The following is a 19963-nucleotide window of genomic DNA, read 5'->3' as shown; positions in this document are numbered from 1 at the left end:
AATATGGACTAGAAGAAATAGTGAACGGCTTGAACACTGAATCCGCCAATAAGAAAGGGATATATGCGGACACCCGCATATATCCCTAACTTCAGGCGCTGGAAGGACGGCTATTGAGCTTCGTAATAACCTCTTGTGTAATCGATATCGCCTTTGTAGTCCAAGAAAATATTTTTAAATCCGGGTTTCAGCATGTAAACGTTGCTGTAGTAGTAGATCGGCATGATCGGCATGTTTTCCATCAGAATTTTCTCCGCTTCGGACATAGCCGCAATGCGCTCTTTCTGATCTCCGCTCGTGTAAGCTTTCTTGATCAAAGCATCGTATTCAGGCGATGCAAAGCCAGTGCTGTTTTGACCGCCGCCTGAAACAAACATATCCATGTAAGTCATTGGATCGTTATAGTCTGCGCCCCAGCCTGTACGCTGAATTTGATAGTTCATCGCCGTACGGTTTTTCAATAAAACGGCAAACTCCTGATTCTCGATGCCTACCTCGATACCAAGATTTTGGCGCCACATTTCAACGATTGCTTCAGCAATTTTCTTGTGGCCGTCGCTCGTATTGAAAGTCAGCGTAACTTTAGGGAATTTATCCAATTTCAACTCAGATAGACCTTCAGCAAGCAGCTTCTTCGCTTCGTCTACATTTTCTGTGAAGTAATCATCCTTCACTTCCGTACGGTAATCCTCTTTCTCGCCAATAATGCCCGGCGGGACAAATCCGAAGGAAGGAACCTCGCCGGCCATTGTCACATTCTCAACGATCGATTGGCGGTCAATCGACATTGCTAGCGCTTTACGGACTTTTACGTTGTTGAAAGGAACTTCCTCTGTGTTAAACATGTAATAGTATGAGCTGGCAATGCCTTTTGTCACGATCTCGCCCTTCTTCGATTCCTTCAACACCGGAATTTGTTCAGCCGGAATTTCGCCTGTCGGTTTACCTGTGTAATCAAGCTCGTCCGTCTCATAATTCGCAAGCTCCGTTGCAGAATCAGCGATCATCGTAAAGTTCACACCAGCAAACTTCACTCGGTCCTTATCGTAGTAATTTTCGTTAGGGACCAGCTTGATAGATGTATTATGCTGCCATTCGCTTATTTTGAAAGGACCATTACCGATAATGGTTGCCGCATCAGCTGCCCATGCATCATTGCTCTTCACCGATGGATGCGTCGGGTAATAGGTATAGAAAGAAGTCAGGCTCAAGAAATAAGGAGTTGGCGAGTTCAGCTTAACTTCAAGCGTTTGCGCATCGAGCGCTTTAATGCCAACGCCGTCCGCATTCGCTGCTTTTCCCTCGTTGTAATCTTGTGCTCCAACGATGTAGTAGAATTGGTACGCATAGGTCGAGCCTGTAGCAGGATCGAGCGCGCGTTTCCAGGAGAATTCGAAATCATTAGCTGTAACAGGGTCTCCGTTACTCCATTTCGCATCCTTGCGGATTGTGAACGTATAGGTTTTTCCGTCTTCGGATATATCCCATTTCTCTGCAGCGGCCGCAACGCTCTGGCCATTCTCGTCTTTACGGGTCAAACCCTCGTAAATCCCTGTTGCAATCGTACCTGAAACGTTGTCTTCCATAAGTGCAGGATCAAGAGTCGAAGGCTCAGAATGAAGATTCATGCGGAATACTTTCGTTTCGGATGACTCGCCGGATGCACCGCCGTTGTTGCTTATTTCTTCTTTCGGCGTACAACCTGCTGCGACTATAGCAAAAATGAGTAAAGCAGCAATAAATGATAATGCAAACTTTGTTGATCTCATTGAAATCCTCCTTTTCTCTACTTTGTTCAAATGTGGTCAGAATCGTCCGCCTCACTCGCGTTATGTACAAACGTTTGCATCATGTAGCCGGCTTGTCCGATGCAAATGCATGTATCCTCTTGAGCAATAGTTAAGCATCCCGCTCATTCAAACATAGAGATTGAAATTTACTAATGATTTTCACTATACATCCATGTTAAGTATTTATCAACAAAATAGATGATGTAAATTTTTGTTTTATATTACTTAAATCGTATAATTTTTAGCAATTTAACGGGATTCGACGCACTTTGACGGGTTTTGTCGAGTAATTATTTTGTCACTTTAATGCTTTACAGCGTTTATTTAAGTTTTTATTATATTATTCCAACGTTTTTAATCGGATTATGTAAATAATTACTAAACGCATTTCCTGTCTGTCTCATATAAAAAGTAATTAAATAATATTTTTATTACCGTTATATTTTATGACTTATATCACATAATTATAATTATTTATAAACAATCGTATGTTTATTAAAAAATAATTGCCGTTTTACCATTATTGAAGAACAAAGAGATATTTCAATAAATGAAATGAATAGATAAATTTTACAACTTATTCACCGAAAAATTGCCGTGCCGACAGCCGAAACCGTTTCTTTATCATCCTTCTCGAACTATTATTTTATACCGCTATTTGCTTTATGCATGGGGCATAAAGCAAAAAAGACCTATCCGGCACTAAAGCGCCGAATAGGTCTTTTTAAGGAAAGAATTGATTAGTAAGTCATGCCCGGGTAAAGCGGGTATTGCGCAGTAAGATCGCGAACCATACCGCGAGCTTTCGCAAGCACTTCTTGATCTTGCGGGCTGTTAAGCACTAGCGCGATAACCTCAGCAATAACCTTCATCGCTTTTTCGTCCATGCCGCGAGCTGTCGCTGCCGGCGTACCGATACGAATGCCGGATGTTACGAACGGGCTTGTTGGATCGAATGGAATCGCGTTTTTGTTAACTGTAATACCAACTTCATCAAGCACATGCTCTGCCACTTTGCCAGTAATGTTCAGGTTGCGTGTGTCGAGCAGCATCAAGTGGTTGTCTGTACCGCCTGATACGATATTGAAGCCTTTTGCAATAAGCTCTTCGGAAAGAACTTTCGCGTTTTGGACGACTTGTGCCGCATATTGCTTAAATTCCGGTTTAAGCGCTTCGCCGAAAGCTACTGCTTTTGCAGCAATAATATGCATCAAAGGTCCGCCTTGCGAGCCTGGGAATACCGCTTTATCGATTGCCGCCGCCCAAGGCTGACGACAAAGGATCATACCGCCGCGAGGACCGCGAAGCGTTTTGTGCGTTGTTGTCGTTACGAAATGCGCATGCGGTACCGGGCTCGGGTGCAAGCCCGCAGCTACCAAACCAGCGATGTGAGCCATATCAACCATAAACAAAGCGCCTACGTCATTGGCAATTTTGCCAAGCTTTTCGAAATCGATCGTGCGCGGGTACGCGCTTGCGCCTGCTACGATCAAACGAGGACGGTGTTTGAACGCAAGCTTGCGAACTTCTTCATAGTCGATTGTGAAGGAATCCTCTTGCACGCCGTAAGCAACGAAATTGTAAAGCAAACCGGATGCGTTAACCGGGCTGCCGTGCGTCAAGTGGCCGCCATGCGCCAGGTTCATACCAAGAACCGTGTCGCCAGGCTGCAAAGCCGCAAGGTAAACAGCCATGTTCGCTTGCGCGCCGGAGTGAGGCTGCACGTTTGCATGCTCAGCGCCGAATAGCTCTTTCGCACGGTTACGGGCGATATCCTCAACGATATCCACATGCTCGCAGCCGCCGTAGAAACGTTTGCTCGGGTAGCCTTCTGCATATTTGTTCGTAAGCACGCTTCCCATAGCTTCCAATACCGCTTCGCTAACGATGTTCTCCGATGCGATAAGCTCAATGTTGTCGCGTTGACGGCCAAGCTCAAGGCCTAGCGCATTTAACACTTCCGGATCTTGTTTGCGTAAATTTTCCATCTCAAAATTCCTCCTTAAGTTTAGAAAGCTTGTATTTAAAATAGGCTAATCAAATGATTACAGCACATGGCTCAACTACTCGCACGCTCCGGCAGATTGCTCAGCCGTTATATTCGTTTCCAGCTCGTACACCGCACGGGAACCGCCTATGAGCTTTGGTCTTGTAACGGCCATCGTGACGTGAGCCTCGCCGATACTGCGGATTGACGGACGAACCGGAACAGCTACCCGCTTCAAATGCATGCCGATAAACGTATCGCCGATATCGATGCCGGCGTGCGCTTGCACAGCTTCTGCCAAACAAGGCTTCTCCAGCTGACGATAGGCATAAGCCGCCATCGACCCGCCCGCTTTCGGAACAGGAACCGCACCTACGATGTCCAGCCCGTAACGCTCGGCAGCAGCCCGTTCGATAACGAGCGCTCGATTCAAATGTTCGCAGCATTGATAAACCGGAATAAAGCCGACTTCGCTACGCACAGCCTCCACGCCTTCGTAAATCTGCGCAGCCGTCTCGATCGTCCCCGCCGTACCGATGCGACGCCCGAGCACCTCACTAGTACTTACACCGATGACAAGCAGTTGACCCATAACAAGCCCGCCTGCTGAGACCAGCTCTCGAACAATCGTCTCCACCTGCCCGGCAATGACTCCCGGCTTTACGTTGTCGTTTTCGCTCATTGCGATGCCCCCCTAATTAGGACTGGCTGATATATGGTTCTTCAATTTGCATCACTTTATTTACCCGGCCGACATGACGCTCTCCGTTTGAGAAAGGCGTTTCAAGCCAAATGCGAATAATTTCCAGAGCCATTCCAGGGCCGGTAACACGTTCCCCAAGCGCCAATACGTTCGTATCGTTATGCTCGCGGGTTGCTTTGGCCGAGAACATATCACTCACTAAAGCACAGCGGATGCCCCGCACCTTATTAGCCGCAATCGACATCCCGATGCCTGTTCCGCAAATCAATATACCGCGTTCTGCTTTGCCACTCGTAACAAGGTCGCACACGGGTAATGCATATTCCGGATAATCAACCGATTGGTCGCAGCTGCAACCGACATCTTCAATTTCATGACCCAGCGATTGAAGAAACGGTACAACCTCATCCTTCAAACGGTAACCTGCATGATCGGCACCAATAGCAATTTTCAACGTAAAAGACCTCCTTCGAAATGAAACTTCACAGTGCTAGTATACCTGTTTTTGCGAAAAAAGACGAAAAAAAGAGCAAGACATGCTTATCAGCATGCTGCTCTTTGCCCAGGCGACCGGCCGTATATTCCGATGCTCCACCGTGGTTAACCCACTTCCGTCGCCAGTTACATCGGAAACCGTATTTTGTATTTTCATAATAGCCGAAGCGGCATGAAAAATCAATCTAATTTGATGCGGGCAAACGCATAATTATCTTTTTGCAAGCTTGTCCAGCAGCTTTACGAGCGCATCCTCGATTTCATTCGCGCTGCTGTTGTAAATGGAGAGCGAGCCCCCGAACGGATCCACGATGTCGAAGCTTGGAATACGGCGCTCCAGCTCAAGCAGCCGGCTTCTTTCTCCCGCAGTCAGCTGCTGACCAAGTGCCTGCTTCATATGAAGCTCCGAATACAGCCGCTCCAGCTCTTCGATATCGGCGAGCATCCGGGCATCCTGATTCGCGTATTCCTTCAGCGTATAGGTTTTGTCTACCGCCTCCGGATGCCATTGCAGCAGTCCCCGTTTGTGGTTTGCCGTCATCGTCAAAATAATATCAGCCCAGCCGACCGCCTCGCTCGTCAGCGCAAGCGACGTGCTGTTATGCGCAATGTCCCGCTGCCTGAGCGTCTCAACGGCATGTGCCGAGACCGGCAAACCATCGATGGTGGATATCCCCGCGGAGCGAACGGCAACCGTAATGCCTCTCAGAGCAGCCATCCGGCGCAGCATAGCCTCCGCCATCGGCGAGCGGCACGTATTGCCTGTACAAACAAATAATATACGTTTCACACTGCCAACTCCTTTTTCCCCTAATCAAAGCTGTCTGTCGATCAAAAAATAAACAAAATGCCAAAGATGAACAAAATCCCTCCGCCAATGGCTTCGCCGTATTCGCCGAAATTACCGCTTACTTTACGCCCGAGCATCAAGCCAAACACCGACATAAGCCCGCCAAAAAAACCAATCAGCAAAATCGTCGTCCACATATTGACCGCAAACATCCCGAGCGTGATGCCAACCGAGAAGGAATCGATGCTAACGCTAATCGAAAGCACCAGCAGACCCCATAAAGACCGGTGGTCAAAGGATTGTACCGCTTCTCCGCGCAGCGAGCTGTAAATCATATGTCCGCCGAGCAGCACCAGCAGCAGGCCGGCTGCGGTCGTTGCCACATCTCCGAGCAAGCCGCTTACATACTGCCCGGTATATATCCCTGCCAGCGGCATTATAACATGAAACAATGCAATAACGATGCCAAGCTTCAAAATATCTACGAGACGAATACCTTTCAGCCCAATCCCGATTCCAAGCGAAAAAGCATCCAGACCGAGCGCCAATGCTATGATGAGCAGCGTTATAAATTGCCCGGCATGTACCTGTGCGTCAACCACAGCCAATCTCCCCCATGTCCGCAAGTATTCTCTACCAAACATATGCGGACATGAGGACAAACATACTTTGCTGTTTCAAGCTGAATTTTAGTATAAATCCGAAATTGCACCTGCGGCTGCGCCTAAACGCGAATGATTCGGTTGCCTGCCGCCTTCGCCAGCCGGTTCATCAGAGCGGCACCAATGCCTTGCCCGCTGCTGCCCTCCGCCCAAATGCGCTGTGCGCCAGCCCCGTCAAAATCACGCAGTGCCGCATAAAGAAGATGGGCGGCTGCACCGAGATCCGCCTCACTGCCCAGCGACAATACACAGTCTGCCTCATAGCGGACAAGCCGCTCTTCGAAGGCGAGCACACCTGTAACCTCGCCGCGCAATCGCGCAGCTTCCACTTGCCCTTGAATATAAGTCACGACGGCTTCAGGATCTCCCAGCACGAGCTCCAGCTCGCCTTGCGGCGCATAATGCGTATATTTCATGCCCGGGGAACGCGGCGCCGTCTCCGGCTCATCTACGCTCGCGCTATCGATTGCTGCGCCCGGCGCCGCTTGCTGCAGCGCCTCAAGCGTAATCCCTCCGGGACGCAATATACGAATCCCATGATCGCCATCCAGCTCGATCACGGTCGATTCCAAACCGACGCCCGTCGGTCCGTCATCGACAACGCCATCGATTCGCCCATCCAAATCCTCCAGCACATGCTCCGCCAGCGTGGGGCTTGGCCTTCCCGAGCGATTCGCGCTCGGAGCGGCAACCGGGCAGCCCGCTTGCGCGAGCAGCGCAAGCGCCGCTCTATGATCCGGCATCCGAATGCCCACGGTAGACAGTCCTGCCGTTACGAGCGGCGAAAGCGCCCCGGCACGTACAGGCAGCACAATCGTGAGCGGCCCCGGCCAAAAGCGGTCCATAAGCGCTGCGGCAAGCTCTGGATACGGCAGCACCAGCTCATGAAGCTGCTCGCGGTGCGCAATATGCACAATTAGCGGATTGTCCGAAGGACGCCCCTTTGCGGCAAATATCCGCTCGACAGCCGCTGTGCTCCGGGCATCCGCCCCAAGCCCGTAAACCGTCTCCGTCGGGAAAGCAATAAGACCGCCTTCTCTTAGCTGTTTTGCAGCCTCCGAAAGCTTCGAGCCAAGCTGTTCACCGCTCGCCTGCTTCACGCGCCATACGTTTGTTATCGTCATCTCTATCCTTCAATCCTTGCCCTAAAATTAAATTGTCCATTCTTCCGCTATTATAGCATATGCATCCGGGTACGAGCAGAAACGGAGCTGTCTCATAAACCAAAAGGCTGCAGGAGCTCATTTCACTGCCAGGCCTAAGCATCGTTCACCGTTCACCGTTCACCGTTCACCGCCCGGCAGTTTAATACGATTTCCTAAAACTATATTGAAGTTCGTTATCCGATAGCGGCCTTTTAGTTTGATTTTGCCTAATTATACAGCGTACTGGGAGTGCAGCTTCTAAAAATAACAGATTACGTTTGCAAAATAGAGCTAATCCGACGCACTCGCAAACCGAGCGCGATTTAGTTTTGTGAAACGAAACTAAATTACGTTTTACATTATCGAATCGGCCGCATACACCCGCCTGCACAAATCAAAAAAAGGGCTGTCTCTTAGGTTTTTAGACCTTTTGAGACAGCCCCGTTCTTTATGCAAACAACGATTTAATCCAATCGATAAGGGATTTGATCATTTCCCAGAGGAAAAATTTCGCTTCAGGCGCTGCACCATCAGCAGGCGCATCCGCCGGAGCAGCTTGCAGCGCTGATGCCTTCTCCGGTTTTGCATCAGCCTTCGCCATTGCCGGCTGCGCTGTTTCAGTGGAGGATGCTGCCGATGCTTCGCCGCTCACAGCATCAATGAAGCAAAGCGGCGGGAACAGCACGCACCACCAATTTTGTCCCCCGCCTTCGCCAAGCGTGATGCGGAGCGCTTCATAATCGCCGGCAGGATAAACTTCATTGCCGTACATTTTCGTCGGGAAAGGCACCATGCCCAGCTCTGCGGAGGAACCGTAGTTAAAGCCGCGGCTCTCGAGCACCTGCGCTGTAATCCGTTCAATCTCAGGCATATGGGCGATAATCGTCTGGCGTGCTTCCTCAATTGTCTGTGGAGCCTTAACCCAGCCGTTCATCGCTTTAACGATCTCATCCCGCACCAGGCGCTTCACGACTTGGTCGGCAGGATTATCGGAGTTTGCTAAAATACGGAGGCGTATCGCTTCCTGCGGAATTTGGCCGCCTGCGACCGCCGCATCCATCTGCTGGGCTTCCCAGCTCATAATTAAGATGATAAGTGCAAAAATAATAAAGCCGTATGATTTACGGTAAACAAACCGATTAGAACTAACCGAATTAGAATGAGCGGATTTCGAAATATTGGAATAGGAATGAATGGAATAATGGCTGGACATACACACAAGCTCCTCTCGTCGCACCCGTCAGTGCGTCTGCTTGCGTTCCGGAACGTATCTATCCGTCAGTATGTCCGCCAATGGGAATATATAAACCTAGCAATCTATCTATTTTCAATCGTAAACAGTAACCCGTATAAACGGTTCAGCTCAGCCGCCCGGCAGGTTATAATTACCTTAGTAAGCATGAAGGCAAAAATTGTAAGAATGGAAATAACTCCTCTATTTTGCACAAGATAAGGACGGATGCATAAATGAATTTTGATGAAGTCTATACGGCATATCGGCCGCTGCTCCATTCGATCGCTTACCGGATGATGGGCTCCTACAGCGAAGCCGAGGATCTGGTTCAGGATGTATTTGCGGATTTCAGCCGGCTGGACCCCCATAATATCAACAATGAAAAAGCGTACTTAATACGGATGATAACCAACCGCTCCCTGAATCTCAGCCAATCGGCGCGTAAGCGGAGAGAGGTATATGTCGGAGAGTGGCTCCCTGAGCCTGACGTAAGCGCTATCCGGCAGGACCCGGCGGAACTTTACGCAGAGCATGAGTCGATCTCCTATGCGCTGCTTGTCATGCTGGAGAAGCTGTCGGCGGTCGAGAGGGCTGTATTCATTCTCAGGGAATCTCTGCAGTATGAATACGGGGAAATAGCGGCGATCTTGCAGAAATCGGAAGCCAATTGCCGTAAAATTTTTAGCCGGGCCAAGGACAAGCTGCAGCAGGAAAGGAGCTCGCTTCCGGTAAACTCGGTCAAAGCCGAACCGTTCGCGGCTGCCTTTATTGAGGCCGCCGCCTCAGGAAATTTCGGCAAGCTGGTTACGCTTTTGACAGAAGAAGCCGTCCTTATTTCCGATGGCGGGGGCAAGGTGCGCGCGGCTATCTTCGCTATCAACAGCAGAGATCGCGTCATGGCCTTTCTGCAGGGCGTTATCCCGAAAACCTTCCTTGGCGACGCTCAACAAATAGCCGTCGTTAACGGACAAGCAGGCATCATCGTCATGAAGGACGGCAAGCCGAGAAGCGTCATCAGCTTCCAACTGGACGAGTCCCGGCAGAAGGCTCAGCGGATATTCGTCATGCTGAACCCGGACAAGCTGACGCATGTCCAGCCCGATTAGACACATCGGCGAAAAATTTTTTTCAAATCCATGGATCTCTGTCACAACCGGATACGGTACTTTGTCTTAAATAGTGAAGTCATTCGTATGGGCCCTTGAGGCCGACAAATCGGATCGTAGAGGAGAATGAAAACCATGACACAAAGAACCGCTATAATCACAGAAATACCCGCCGCTTATCAAGCGATGAGCAGTCTCGAAAAATATTTGGCCACCACCAGCATCAGCAAACAGCTGAAGGAATTGATTAAAATTCGCGCGTCGCAAATAAATGGCTGTGCCTACTGCATTAATATGCATACCACTGACGCCAGAGCGTTAGGTGAAACCGAGCAGCGGATATATGCTTTGAGCGCTTGGCGCGATACGCCTTACTTCACGCCGGCGGAGAGAGCGGTGCTCGCCCTGACGGAGTCTGTCACAGTCATTACGAAGGAGCATGTGCCCGATGCGGTGTACGATGAGGTTGCCCGCCATTTCGACAGCAAGCAGGTAGGCGAGATCATTATGGCGATCATCACGATCAACGCCTGGAACCGTATTGCGATTAGCACGAATATGATGCCGGAGTAAGGGGAATCGGCTTGAAGGCAAAGGCAAGCTTTAGAGGCGGGAGATAAGCATCGCAGTGGATTAAAACTAATAAGTAGATCTATTTTTTACTCTTTATCTCCATTGAGGGGAATAGGTCTATTTTTTGGATCTAATTCAGCCAATTTCCCCTGAATCGCCAGATAAAGTCCTTTTTTCGTCCGATAGGTCTAAAAAATAGACCTATATAACCCCAAAAATTGAAATAGGGCTAAATAGGTTTAAAAAATAGATCTAAGCTTGCCTTAGCCGGAGTCCTTCTCCTGCTGGCATCTTCTTGCATACTGATTTGTACAAAAGGATGCTTCCGAAATTAAATTTTCGGAGGCATCCTTTTTTTGCGAGAAAAATCTCAATGCGGCTGCGACTGGATTGCGATGACGTGACGTTCGATTCCGGCGTAATCATTAATGATGCGGATGTCATCCCAGCGGCCCAGACAACGCAGCATGTCTGCTACGATGCGAGGCTGGCCCATGCCGAGCTCGAAGGCGACGATGCGAGGCAGCTGCGCGAGCAGCGGAAGCTGCTCCAGCATGCGGCGGTAAGGATCTAAGCCGTCCGCCCCGCCTTCCAGCGCGAGATGCGGTTCATAGTCGCGCACCTCGCGCTGCAGGTCCGGCATATCCGCCGACGGAATGTACGGCGGGTTGGATACAAGCACGTCTATGCGCAGCCTGTCGTGCGGCATGGTGTTTGGCTCATGCCCGGGTATGAAGGGCATGAGCAGGTCGCCCTGCGCGAAAGCCATCCGGTCCGCCGCCTCATGGCGGACCGCGTTCGCGTGGGCGACTGCCAGCGCGTCCGGCGATAGATCGGACGCGCTTACGCGCCACGCGGGACGCTGCGCAGCTAGCGTCACGGCGATGGCGCCGCTGCCTGTGCCGACGTCAACGACCGTCGGCGCCTGCTCTCGCCCGCTGCCCTGTATCCCGGCACGGTCAGCGCCCGCGCCCGCACTTCCGCTCTCCGCTTCGCCGCTCATAGCACCGCTTGCCGACGGCCAGAGGCGGTCGGCTGCCTCAAGCACGGCTTCAACGAGCAGCTCCGTCTCCGGACGAGGAATGAGCACCGCCGGCGAGACGGCAAACGGCCGGCCATAGAACCATTGCTCGCCAATCATGTATTGGACCGGCTCCCCAAGCGCCTTGCGGCGCACGAGCGATTCCCATTCGGCAAGCTTATCCGCTGGAAACGAATCTCCTCCGTCGCGAAGCAGCGCAGCCCGGTCGATGCCGAGCAGATGCATAAGCAGCAGCTCAGCGTTATTGCGGGGCTCTTCTACCGCTTCCGCCTTCAATAGGGAAGCTGCGCGCATACTCGCCTCACGAATCGTTAACGGCAGCGCAAACCATTGCACACCCTTTATTTCGTTCATTCCTTCAACGCTCCTTCAACAAAACCCGCATGCGTACCCTTGCGTTCATTGTCCTAATCACAAGCGTAAACAGCTGTTGCCGTCCTTAGGCGGCAACAGCTCGTTTCGCGGTGAAACATAAGCTTATTTATAAATGTGAAACTTATAAATTCTTATATTTTAACAAAACGCCGGACCGCTGTTTGCTTATCGTAAGCATTCAGCGGCCCAGCGCAACTTTTGTTAAGCCATTTCACGTTCCATAAGATCAGCTTGCTCCGCAATCGTTAGCGACGAGATAACCTCCGATAGATCGCCGTTCATAACTGAATCCAGCTTATGAAGCGTCAATCCGATACGGTGGTCCGTTACACGGCTTTGCGGGAAATTGTACGTACGAATCCGTTCGCTGCGGTCTCCCGTTCCGACCTTGCTCTTCCGCTCGCCAGCATATTTCGCTTCTTCCTCTTGACGGCGAACATCGGAAATACGGGCCCGAAGGACTGCCAGCGCCTTTATCTTGTTCTCATTTTGAGATTTTCCGTCCTGACAAGTTGCCATGATACCCGTCGGAACGTGTAAAACGCGTACCGCGGATTTCGTCGTATTAACGGATTGACCGCCCGCTCCGCTGGAGCAGAACGTATCAACACGAATATCCTTGTCGAGAATTTCAACCTCTACATCTTCAACCTCCGGCATAACGGCAACCGTCGAAGTCGAGGTATGAATGCGTCCGCCGGATTCCGTCACCGGGATACGCTGTACGCGATGCGCGCCGCTCTCGAACTTCAGCTTGCTGTAAGCGCCTTTGCCCGTAATCATGAAAATAACCTCTTTGAAACCGCCAAGATCATTCTCGCTGAAATCCATCAGCTCAACGCGCCAGCCTTGCGCATCTGCAAATTTCGTATACATGCGGTACAGCTCATAAGCGAACAAAGCCGCTTCATCGCCGCCTGCCGCACCCCGGATTTCGACGATAACGTTCTTATCGTCGTTCGGATCCTTCGGAAGCAATACGATGCGAATCTTCTCGTCAAGCTCAGCTTGGCGTTTGCTTAGCTCGTCTATTTCCATCTTTACCATTTCGCGCATTTCGTCATCGAGCTTCTCTGCCTGCATCAGCTTAGCATCTTCCAGCTGCCCGGTAACTTGTTTATATTCCGTAAAGGCGTCATACGCCTCTTGCAAATCTGACTGCTCCTTGGAAAGCTCTCTAAGCCGCTTGGGATCACTGGATATATCCGGATCACACAATAGCTCACTCAGCTTCTCGTACCGGTCTGCGAGTGCTTGTAAACGGTCAAACACGATCATTCACCTCTGTTTATTCCATTAGGATAATGTTCATTATACCATATCAACGAATTTCTATCGACTGCTGGTTTGGATTAACAATACGGTAAGCACGCCCAAAATCCGAACTTTTTCCGCTCAAAGCCATAATCATTAACCGCTCTGCCTTACTACGCCCGCCGATTGCCTTCTGTTACTTCCCATAAACCAAAAGCCCCATAAGCGCAATGCAGCACTTACAGGGCCATATTATTCCCAATCTATTTACACGTTAAAACGGAAATGGATAACGTCTCCGTCACGCACAACATATTCCTTACCCTCAAGACGAACCTGACCCTTCTCACGGGCTGCAACCATCGAGCCGGCAGCTGCCAGATCGGTAAAGGAAACAACCTCGGCACGAATGAATCCGCGTTCGAAGTCCGTATGAATGACGCCTGCCGCTTGCGGCGCTTTCGTTCCGCTGCGAATGGTCCATGCGCGAACCTCTTGAACGCCCGCCGTAAAGTAGGTATACAGTCCAAGCAATTTATACGCTGCGCTAATCAGACGATTCAAGCCGGATTCCGACATGCCCAGCTCTTCAAGGAACATCTCCTTGTCCTCGCCCTCAAGCTCGGCAATTTCTGCTTCAACCTTCGCGCTGATCGGCACCACTTCCGCGCCTTCTTCGGCCGCGAACTCCCGCACCCTTTGAACATACTCGTTACCGTCTGTATTTGAAACCTCGTCCTCACTCACGTTCGCGGCGTACAATACGGTCTTCATCGTCAGCAAGTGCAGATCGCGAATGAGCACCTTCTCGTCATCGCTTAGCTCCAGGCTGCGGGCAGGCTTATCATTGTAAAGAGCTTCCTTGATACGCTCAAGCACTTCGATTTCTTGGGCAACCTTCTTGTCGCCGCCCTTTAAGTTTTTACGCGAGCGTTCGATCTTCTTCTCAACAGAATCAATGTCTGCCAAAATAAGCTCCAAATTAATCGTTTGAATATCGCTGATCGGATCAACCTTACCGGATACATGCGTAATATTGTCGTCTTGGAAGCAGCGAACAACATGAACAATCGCGTCAACCTCACGGATATGCGCCAAAAACTTGTTGCCGAGTCCTTCCCCTTTGCTCGCGCCTGCTACGAGGCCGGCAATATCGACAAACTCAAATGCTGTTGGTACGATGCTCTTAGGCACGACAAGCTCAACCAGCTTGTTCAAGCGCTCGTCCGGCACCTCAACAACGCCAACGTTCGGATCTATCGTACAAAATGGATAATTGGCAGATTCTGCTCCAGCTTGCGTAATTGCGTTAAACAATGTCGATTTGCCGACGTTGGGCAAACCCACTATTCCTGCTTTCAATGCCATGCGATAAGACACCCCTATTTTCCCGAAAGTAAACAACTTCAGCTATTATACCCCAGCGCCACCTACATTGAAAGTGCCAACGGGTAACAGCAGCCACTTTAAACAGGCTTTAGAGGGAATAAGTTCATTTGGATTCGAGCAATTAACAGCAGACCTGAATCCCCGTCCTGCCGTATTTGAGAATGATTTACCCGGCTGCGGAAATACTACTGTAGCACAAGCTTGCGAGGAGGTGACCTTATGGAAAATCAGTCGCACAAAGGAAATTACAAAGGGACTACTCATATGAAAGCGAAAAATCAGGATATGGCATTCGTCAATGATACGATCGAGGATGCGAAGTCCGTAACGAACTTTAGCTCTAAAAAGAAGAAAACGGATTAACTGTCGTCCATCAAACAGCAAAAAGGCCTGGGGACCACCAGCTCATGACTGGCGGCTTCCAAGCCTTTACTATGCCATGGGATGGCCAATGAAATCAGAATAGGCAATGCTTTTGCAGACAGGCAAATTTTATTCCTTCCATATAGGAAACCGTTAAGTTGATTTGAGCGAACTAATCCGAGTTATTCCAGAAAAACAGGGTATTTAAGTTGATTTCGCCGACTTAAATGCCCTGTTTTTAATCGTTCTTTTGAAAAACCCTATTTAAGTCGACCATATCGAATTAATCGGCAGCCAACCATCCGGTATGCACAATTAGATGCTCAAAATCAAACTAAACAAATGGCGGGCTTGGCCGGCTTCGTGGACCCGGCAGGCGCGGCAGGCTTGGTCGGCGTCGCGGACCTGACGGGCGCGGCGGGCTTGGCCGGCGTCACGGACCCGGGGACGCGGCAGGTGTTATTGTCCAAAGTTAACTAGCACAGCCTGAGTTAACTTGTTAACGCTAATCATTCTTAAGAATCATGCCGCCTCTCCGCTGCGCACTACATCCGAAGAGGAGCTTCCTGCAGCTCGGCTCGCGATTGCAGGTAGCGGAAGAAGGCAGCAGACGCTTCGCCTCGCGTCACCTGCTTCTTAGGGAGAAACTTGCCGTCAGCCAAGGTCATGATTTTTAGACCGACGACGATCGCCGCCTGCCCTTTGTTCTCGATTTGCGCCGAATCCTTAAATGATGCTTTAAAAATTTGATCGTGATTCGCAAGCGCGTTATAGCCGAGCGCGCGCACGATCAGCTCGGCCATTTCATCGCGCGATACTTTGCCGCTTGGATTAAAGGAGCCGTCGCCTACATCGATCAGGTTCTGCTCCAAGGCGGATTCTACGTATACGAAATAACTGGAATCCGCCGCAACATCATTAAAGGAAGCTTTCGCCGCAGCTTGATCCCCTGATCCGTAGTACAAGCTCGGCTTACGTCCGCTGTTTCTGGCGAGCACCAGCATTTTGATCAACTCGCCGCGCGTGACCAGTTCGTTCGGACGCACCTTGTCATTTTTCACATCAAGCGCTTTATAAGCAACCATCAGCTCCAGCTGACGCTGTGCCCAGTGCCCTTCAATATCCAGTGCTTTCGGCTTCTCAAGCTGCGTCGCTTCTCCCGTTTCCCGGTTGCGCCAGCCGCCTGTCTCTGCGTCAAGAAACACCGATTCATCGATCAGCCTCGGCACCAATCGGTAGACGAGCTCGGCTTCCGTAGTCGCTTCAACCTCGTCGCCCTTTATTTCACCTGCAGCAAGCATGACTTTATATTTCTCGATCGGAATCGGCTGTCCGTTCCATGAAAACTGCTGAACCAGGCGATATGTCAGCTGCGTGCGGTAATACGTTAACCAGCTGTCGACAGCCTTCTCCTTCTCGATCAATGCCGGCGCTTTAGCCGGATAATCAAAGCTCGATAAGTAAGCATCGTAATTGACAATCTCCCCTGTACGCGTATCGATCGCTACGTTGATATTGTCATACTCAACCGCAGCGCCATGAATTTTGTGCACAAAGTTGAAATAATATTGGCGGTTCTCGCCTATGCTAAGCCCCTCATACTGCTTCGGATCCGGCTTAACGAAATACAGCTCGTGAGTCAGCCATGGCAAATGCTTTTTCACAGCTTCAACCGCGAGCGCCGATGCTTGTTCCAGCGTCACATTCGGGCTTCCTGACTGCACTTGCTCGTTGTACGCGTAGGAGTAAAAACTACGAACAGCTCCTGTGCGCCCGTCAACAGTGGCCGAAGCGGACCCAACCTCCTTGCCGTCCTTCTTGATCGTCCAGTTCAAAGACCAATACGCTTCAGTCGTTCCAATGCTCTCGTTCATATTTTCACTGTAGTTCGAGCCGTTCAGCTCCGCTCCGGCAGGCAGGTTGAAAGGCGCTTTCACCGTATCCACTGCCTGCTTCTCCGTCACCGTCCCCGCCTTAGGCGCCTCGCCTAACGGCTTCACGGTCACAGGCGTATCAGACACCGTGCCTGCTCTGTAATACGAAAAATCCGATTCCCCCTTTAGTTCGCCCGTAACTGCATCAATGGATAAAGGCTGCAGCTCATAGCTTAGCATCGGCTTTCTTTTTCCCTGCATATTATATGGAACGATATACGTAAGCTGCGGCGCCGCCGCTGCACGAAGCTTGGCATTTGCCTGCTCCGCCGTTAGCTTCGCGTCGACTTTCGGGAAGCGGATTGTATCATCCCACAACAGGGAAAACCGCCGGATATGACCTTCGCTATCGACATCAACCTCTATATAGTTATCAACATATGGAATATCCTGCACGAGACGGTCATAGCGCAGCGAGTGCAGCACCTCGCCTGTCAGCGGCGGCAGCAGCTGCACCCCGTAATCCGGATTATACTGGATTTGCTCTTTGTAATCGGCAGCTATCGTCTGGATGAATTGGAGAGCAATTTGCTGTGCGGCATCGCGTTCAACCTTAAGCGGGTATGTCGGTTTGGCAGATGGATTATCGGTATAGGAGCTAAATTCGAGCAGCTGTCCACTATCTGCATGAATACGAACGTAAATGGTGCCCAAATACTTGCCGTTTACTTTCTTCACGAAGTCGAGTCCCCAGGCGTTGCGTTTCCCGCCAGCCAGCATTTCCATAGAAAGATTGGCTCCTTGCAGCACATACTCCTTCGGTATGCTCACCAGCTTTCTAGCCAGCGCCTCCGCCTTCTCCTTCGTTATGGCTACATCAACGGGAGCCGCAAGCGCTTCGTCCATCTCTTCTCCCCCCGAATCGGCCGCCGCATTCGTCCCGGCAGGATTGCTAACGCTTTCAGCAAACGCCGATGCCGGCATTGCGCTCATCAGCATCGCTGCCGAAAGCATCACTGCCAGCCTCTTTCGATTATTTCTCATCACTAATTCACCCTCCAATGCTTTTCCAATTTATTCATAAACTAGACGTGCCGTTTAACAGGGAAGTTGCAGCGAAAAATCAAAAAAGACCACCCCGGTCTTAAAACCTCAGGGCAGTCTTTCATCTCTGTTACTTAAGCTGTTTTTCTACGTGAAATATAAGACCCTATCTTCTGCAAAATATACACGCCAAGCCACGCCGACAAAATGATAAACAACGGCATCACCGTAAAGTTATACCGGTACTCCGGTACGAACACGAGCCTAATCATCGTCATAATAATGATGACAACCGCCAGCATGACGGCCGGATGTCTCCATCTCCATATCAGCGCGAGCAGTGGAATAATTGTGCTGTATACGATCAGTATGTGCAATTCAGCTACTTTCGGATAGGCATGATAAATCGGGGAATGCCCGGAGCCGAAGAACATATGCGAATACGTATATTTGAGCTTTCCGACCGTATACCACTTTACATATTTCCATGTTTGCTGAGTGAAGCCTGCTTTAATGCGCGCCCAAGCATATTCGTTCTGCGACATGCCGTTTTGGACAACGATTTTGTCGGAATAATCTTTGTTCGGATATGTACCGGCTTTAAACGGATTAGACTGCGAAGCCGTCAATACAAATTCATTCAACGACACAACGTTGCGTATCCACCAAGGGAGCATCGTCGCCGATAGGCAAAGACCTGTAATGACACCTAACAATGCGATTTTTTTGAAAACAGCCAGCTTGGAGGCTGACTCCGCCAGCTTGTCTGATCCGGGCTTAAACCACTGCTGCATCAAAAACACCCCATATAGCGGTACAAACAATGGTAAAAACTCAGCTCTGACAAGTACGGTAAGCCCTAATAAAACGCCTGCAAGCGCTGCATCGCGCTTCCTTTGTGTACGAAAGGCATAAAGCTGCATAGATAAGTAGGCCATTAGAAAAAATAACGCAAGCGTTTCGGTAAGAACGGCCCCGTTCGCCCAAATAAAAGGATGGTAAATCGCTCCGATAAACAACGAAACAATCGCAACCCATTTATTTCTTGCAGCCTGCATCGCAATCATGTAAATCAGAATTAATGACGCTAGGCTGATCAGCACCTGAAACCATCGAATAAGCGGAAACGGCTCTGCTCCGAGTTGATCGGCCACGATATACATGCCTGTCATAAATAACGGGTATCCTGGCGTTACCCTCGCATTAGAAACCTCTTCCTTATAGGCATAGATGCCTTTATCGAGCAGCCGATGCACCATCTCGTCATAATACTTCGTATCATGCGATACGGTATGCTTAACCGAAGTAAGGAAGTCAGCCCGCAGCCAGAAGGCAAGCAAAAAAATAAGGACGACCGCTATCGTCCATGCTTTGTTATTTCTAACCCAATCCACCACTTTCATGAATCCTCCTCAATCCTAACAAAAGCTAAGCTATTTCCAAGCGAGCACAACGACGCCGGTCAAAATAATTGCAGCACCAATCCAGCGCTGCAGCGGCACCGATTCGTGAAATATAAAGACAGCCGCAACCAAAGCTATGACATACGCCGTACTTTGCAGCGGATAGGCCAGGCTAAGCGGCAGCTTCTTAAGAACATACAGCCACAAAACCGTCGCAATGCCATATAATACGAGCCCCGACCAAATATGCGGAGACCATAGCAGCGATACCCAACTTTCGCCCTTTGCCGTATCCAGCTTATTCATTCCTATTTTCCACAATAATTGACCAGAGACGAGCAGCAATATATTAAAAAACAATACGATATACGCCATTATGATTCCGACCTTTTGCGTTCATGCAATTCATGATGCAAAATACCAAGCTCTTGCGTAAGTCGGATGACCTTCTCCGATAATTTCGATACGATGACCGTAAGATGCAGAATAAGCATGACACAGAACAAAATACCGACTAAAAACAGCAATGCCGGCGCATAATCAATGCCCACCGCATCTGCCAAAGCATCGATAATTTGTACCCGGACCGACAAAATAAGCATAACTACACCAAACAACAGCCACAGCATCGAGTACTGCTCGCGCAGCAATCTACGGTTAATCAACATAATCAGTACGAACAAAAAAACTACACTTGTGATAATCCACAAGGCTTGCATGGTGTATCCTCCTTA

At 50.0% G+C, this 19963-nt stretch carries 18 protein-coding genes and 1 riboswitch; of the genes, 3 read left to right on the top strand and 15 right to left on the bottom strand.

All coding sequences use genetic code 11. The annotated features are described in order from the left end of the window. Window positions 1-110: 110 nt before the first annotated feature. From AC0YNZ_RS13300 to spoIIR, 8 genes are all read right to left on the bottom strand, one after another. Window positions 111-1769: a peptide ABC transporter substrate-binding protein gene (locus AC0YNZ_RS13300; protein WP_475827054.1), complete on the bottom strand. Its 1659-nt coding sequence runs from the start codon at window positions 1767-1769 to the stop codon at window positions 111-113. A 761-nt stretch (window positions 1770-2530) separates the two neighbouring features. Further along, a complete protein-coding gene (locus AC0YNZ_RS13295) occupies window positions 2531-3778 on the bottom strand; it encodes a serine hydroxymethyltransferase (protein WP_475827053.1) in 1248 nt (415 codons plus the stop codon). A 75-nt stretch (window positions 3779-3853) separates the two neighbouring features. Then, window positions 3854-4459, bottom strand: a complete 606-nt coding sequence (locus AC0YNZ_RS13290; RefSeq protein ID WP_110770194.1) for a TIGR01440 family protein — start codon at window positions 4457-4459, stop codon at window positions 3854-3856. A gap of 16 nt (window positions 4460-4475) precedes the next feature. Continuing rightward, window positions 4476-4934 carry a ribose 5-phosphate isomerase B gene (rpiB, locus tag AC0YNZ_RS13285; protein WP_475827052.1) on the bottom strand — a complete coding sequence of 153 codons (459 nt, stop codon included), beginning with the start codon at window positions 4932-4934 and terminating at the stop codon, window positions 4476-4478. 99 nt (window positions 4935-5033) lie between these two features. After that, window positions 5034-5115: riboswitch (ZMP/ZTP riboswitch) on the bottom strand. Between the two features lie 71 nt (window positions 5116-5186). After that, window positions 5187-5765: a low molecular weight protein arginine phosphatase gene (locus tag AC0YNZ_RS13280; RefSeq protein ID WP_110770192.1), complete on the bottom strand. Its 579-nt coding sequence runs from the start codon at window positions 5763-5765 to the stop codon at window positions 5187-5189. Between the two features lie 41 nt (window positions 5766-5806). Beyond that, window positions 5807-6367 carry a manganese efflux pump MntP gene (locus AC0YNZ_RS13275; protein WP_475827051.1) on the bottom strand — a complete coding sequence of 187 codons (561 nt, stop codon included), beginning with the start codon at window positions 6365-6367 and terminating at the stop codon, window positions 5807-5809. Between the two features lie 122 nt (window positions 6368-6489). Then, on the bottom strand, window positions 6490-7551 hold the full coding sequence (locus tag AC0YNZ_RS13270; RefSeq protein WP_475827050.1) for an L-threonylcarbamoyladenylate synthase: 1062 nt from the start codon (window positions 7549-7551) through the stop codon (window positions 6490-6492). A 469-nt stretch (window positions 7552-8020) separates the two neighbouring features. Beyond that, window positions 8021-8785, bottom strand: a complete 765-nt coding sequence (spoIIR, locus tag AC0YNZ_RS13265) for a stage II sporulation protein R (RefSeq protein WP_475827049.1) — start codon at window positions 8783-8785, stop codon at window positions 8021-8023. A 254-nt stretch (window positions 8786-9039) separates the two neighbouring features. On the opposite strand from spoIIR, the gene AC0YNZ_RS13260 reads away from it, so the two are divergent. Together AC0YNZ_RS13260 and AC0YNZ_RS13255 are read left to right on the top strand one after the other, a co-directional pair. Beyond that, entirely contained in the window at window positions 9040-9912 is an 873-nt protein-coding gene (locus AC0YNZ_RS13260) for an RNA polymerase sigma-70 factor (protein WP_475827048.1), read from the top strand. A 135-nt stretch (window positions 9913-10047) separates the two neighbouring features. Further along, window positions 10048-10485: a carboxymuconolactone decarboxylase family protein gene (locus AC0YNZ_RS13255; RefSeq protein ID WP_475827047.1), complete on the top strand. Its 438-nt coding sequence runs from the start codon at window positions 10048-10050 to the stop codon at window positions 10483-10485. 370 nt (window positions 10486-10855) lie between these two features. Here AC0YNZ_RS13255 and prmC read toward each other — a convergent pair whose 3' ends face one another. From prmC to ychF, 3 genes are all read right to left on the bottom strand, one after another. Next, entirely contained in the window at window positions 10856-11881 is a 1026-nt protein-coding gene (gene prmC, locus AC0YNZ_RS13250; RefSeq protein ID WP_475827046.1) for a peptide chain release factor N(5)-glutamine methyltransferase, read from the bottom strand. A 222-nt stretch (window positions 11882-12103) separates the two neighbouring features. Beyond that, complete coding sequence (gene prfA / locus AC0YNZ_RS13245; RefSeq protein ID WP_475827045.1) at window positions 12104-13174, bottom strand: peptide chain release factor 1; 1071 nt, start codon at window positions 13172-13174, stop codon at window positions 12104-12106. Window positions 13175-13423: 249 nt separating this feature from the next. Further along, complete coding sequence (gene ychF, locus AC0YNZ_RS13240; protein ID WP_475827044.1) at window positions 13424-14524, bottom strand: redox-regulated ATPase YchF; 1101 nt, start codon at window positions 14522-14524, stop codon at window positions 13424-13426. Between the two features lie 240 nt (window positions 14525-14764). On the opposite strand from ychF, the gene AC0YNZ_RS13235 reads away from it, so the two are divergent. After that, a complete protein-coding gene (locus AC0YNZ_RS13235; RefSeq protein ID WP_181426031.1) occupies window positions 14765-14908 on the top strand; it encodes a hypothetical protein in 144 nt (47 codons plus the stop codon). Between the two features lie 545 nt (window positions 14909-15453). On the opposite strand, the gene AC0YNZ_RS13230 is transcribed toward AC0YNZ_RS13235, so the two are convergent. The 4 genes from AC0YNZ_RS13230 to AC0YNZ_RS13215 form a co-directional block, all read right to left on the bottom strand. After that, window positions 15454-17826 carry a YcdB/YcdC domain-containing protein gene (locus AC0YNZ_RS13230; RefSeq protein ID WP_475827043.1) on the bottom strand — a complete coding sequence of 791 codons (2373 nt, stop codon included), beginning with the start codon at window positions 17824-17826 and terminating at the stop codon, window positions 15454-15456. A 134-nt stretch (window positions 17827-17960) separates the two neighbouring features. Beyond that, the gene (locus AC0YNZ_RS13225) at window positions 17961-19229 is read right to left on the bottom strand and encodes a phospholipid carrier-dependent glycosyltransferase (RefSeq protein WP_475827042.1); all 1269 of its coding nucleotides are present in this window, start codon (window positions 19227-19229) and stop codon (window positions 17961-17963) included. A 30-nt stretch (window positions 19230-19259) separates the two neighbouring features. Beyond that, on the bottom strand, window positions 19260-19604 hold the full coding sequence (locus tag AC0YNZ_RS13220; RefSeq protein WP_110770182.1) for an EamA family transporter: 345 nt from the start codon (window positions 19602-19604) through the stop codon (window positions 19260-19262). Next, window positions 19604-19948: a DUF2304 domain-containing protein gene (locus AC0YNZ_RS13215; RefSeq protein ID WP_110770181.1), complete on the bottom strand. Its 345-nt coding sequence runs from the start codon at window positions 19946-19948 to the stop codon at window positions 19604-19606. Before AC0YNZ_RS13215 ends, AC0YNZ_RS13220 begins: the two co-directional genes overlap by 1 nt. Window positions 19949-19963 lie beyond the last annotated feature (15 nt).

This window comes from Paenibacillus sp. J2L1-98, from assembly GCF_056269405.1.
Note: the sequence above shows the minus strand (reverse complement) of the source record. Positions and strands in the feature narration are given on the sequence as shown.

What these genes read in the sequence shown, in the direction of transcription:
- AC0YNZ_RS13260 (WP_475827048.1), top strand. Translation starts at nt 9,040, where the DNA reads ATGAATTTTGATGAAGTCTATACGGCATATCGGCCGCTGCTCCATTCG.
- AC0YNZ_RS13290 (WP_110770194.1), bottom strand. Translation starts at nt 4,459, where the DNA reads ATGAGCGAAAACGACAACGTAAAGCCGGGAGTCATTGCCGGGCAGGTG.
- prmC (WP_475827046.1), bottom strand. Translation starts at nt 11,881, where the DNA reads ATGAACGAAATAAAGGGTGTGCAATGGTTTGCGCTGCCGTTAACGATT.
- AC0YNZ_RS13255 (WP_475827047.1), top strand. Translation starts at nt 10,048, where the DNA reads ATGACACAAAGAACCGCTATAATCACAGAAATACCCGCCGCTTATCAA.
- AC0YNZ_RS13270 (WP_475827050.1), bottom strand. Translation starts at nt 7,551, where the DNA reads ATGACGATAACAAACGTATGGCGCGTGAAGCAGGCGAGCGGTGAACAG.
- AC0YNZ_RS13230 (WP_475827043.1), bottom strand. Translation starts at nt 17,826, where the DNA reads ATGAGAAATAATCGAAAGAGGCTGGCAGTGATGCTTTCGGCAGCGATG.
- AC0YNZ_RS13295 (WP_475827053.1), bottom strand. Translation starts at nt 3,778, where the DNA reads ATGGAAAATTTACGCAAACAAGATCCGGAAGTGTTAAATGCGCTAGGC.
- AC0YNZ_RS13225 (WP_475827042.1), bottom strand. Translation starts at nt 19,229, where the DNA reads ATGAAAGTGGTGGATTGGGTTAGAAATAACAAAGCATGGACGATAGCG.
- AC0YNZ_RS13215 (WP_110770181.1), bottom strand. Translation starts at nt 19,948, where the DNA reads ATGCAAGCCTTGTGGATTATCACAAGTGTAGTTTTTTTGTTCGTACTG.
- spoIIR (WP_475827049.1), bottom strand. Translation starts at nt 8,785, where the DNA reads ATGTCCAGCCATTATTCCATTCATTCCTATTCCAATATTTCGAAATCC.
- AC0YNZ_RS13235 (WP_181426031.1), top strand. Translation starts at nt 14,765, where the DNA reads ATGGAAAATCAGTCGCACAAAGGAAATTACAAAGGGACTACTCATATG.
- AC0YNZ_RS13220 (WP_110770182.1), bottom strand. Translation starts at nt 19,604, where the DNA reads ATGGCGTATATCGTATTGTTTTTTAATATATTGCTGCTCGTCTCTGGT.
- ychF (WP_475827044.1), bottom strand. Translation starts at nt 14,524, where the DNA reads ATGGCATTGAAAGCAGGAATAGTGGGTTTGCCCAACGTCGGCAAATCG.
- AC0YNZ_RS13300 (WP_475827054.1), bottom strand. Translation starts at nt 1,769, where the DNA reads ATGAGATCAACAAAGTTTGCATTATCATTTATTGCTGCTTTACTCATT.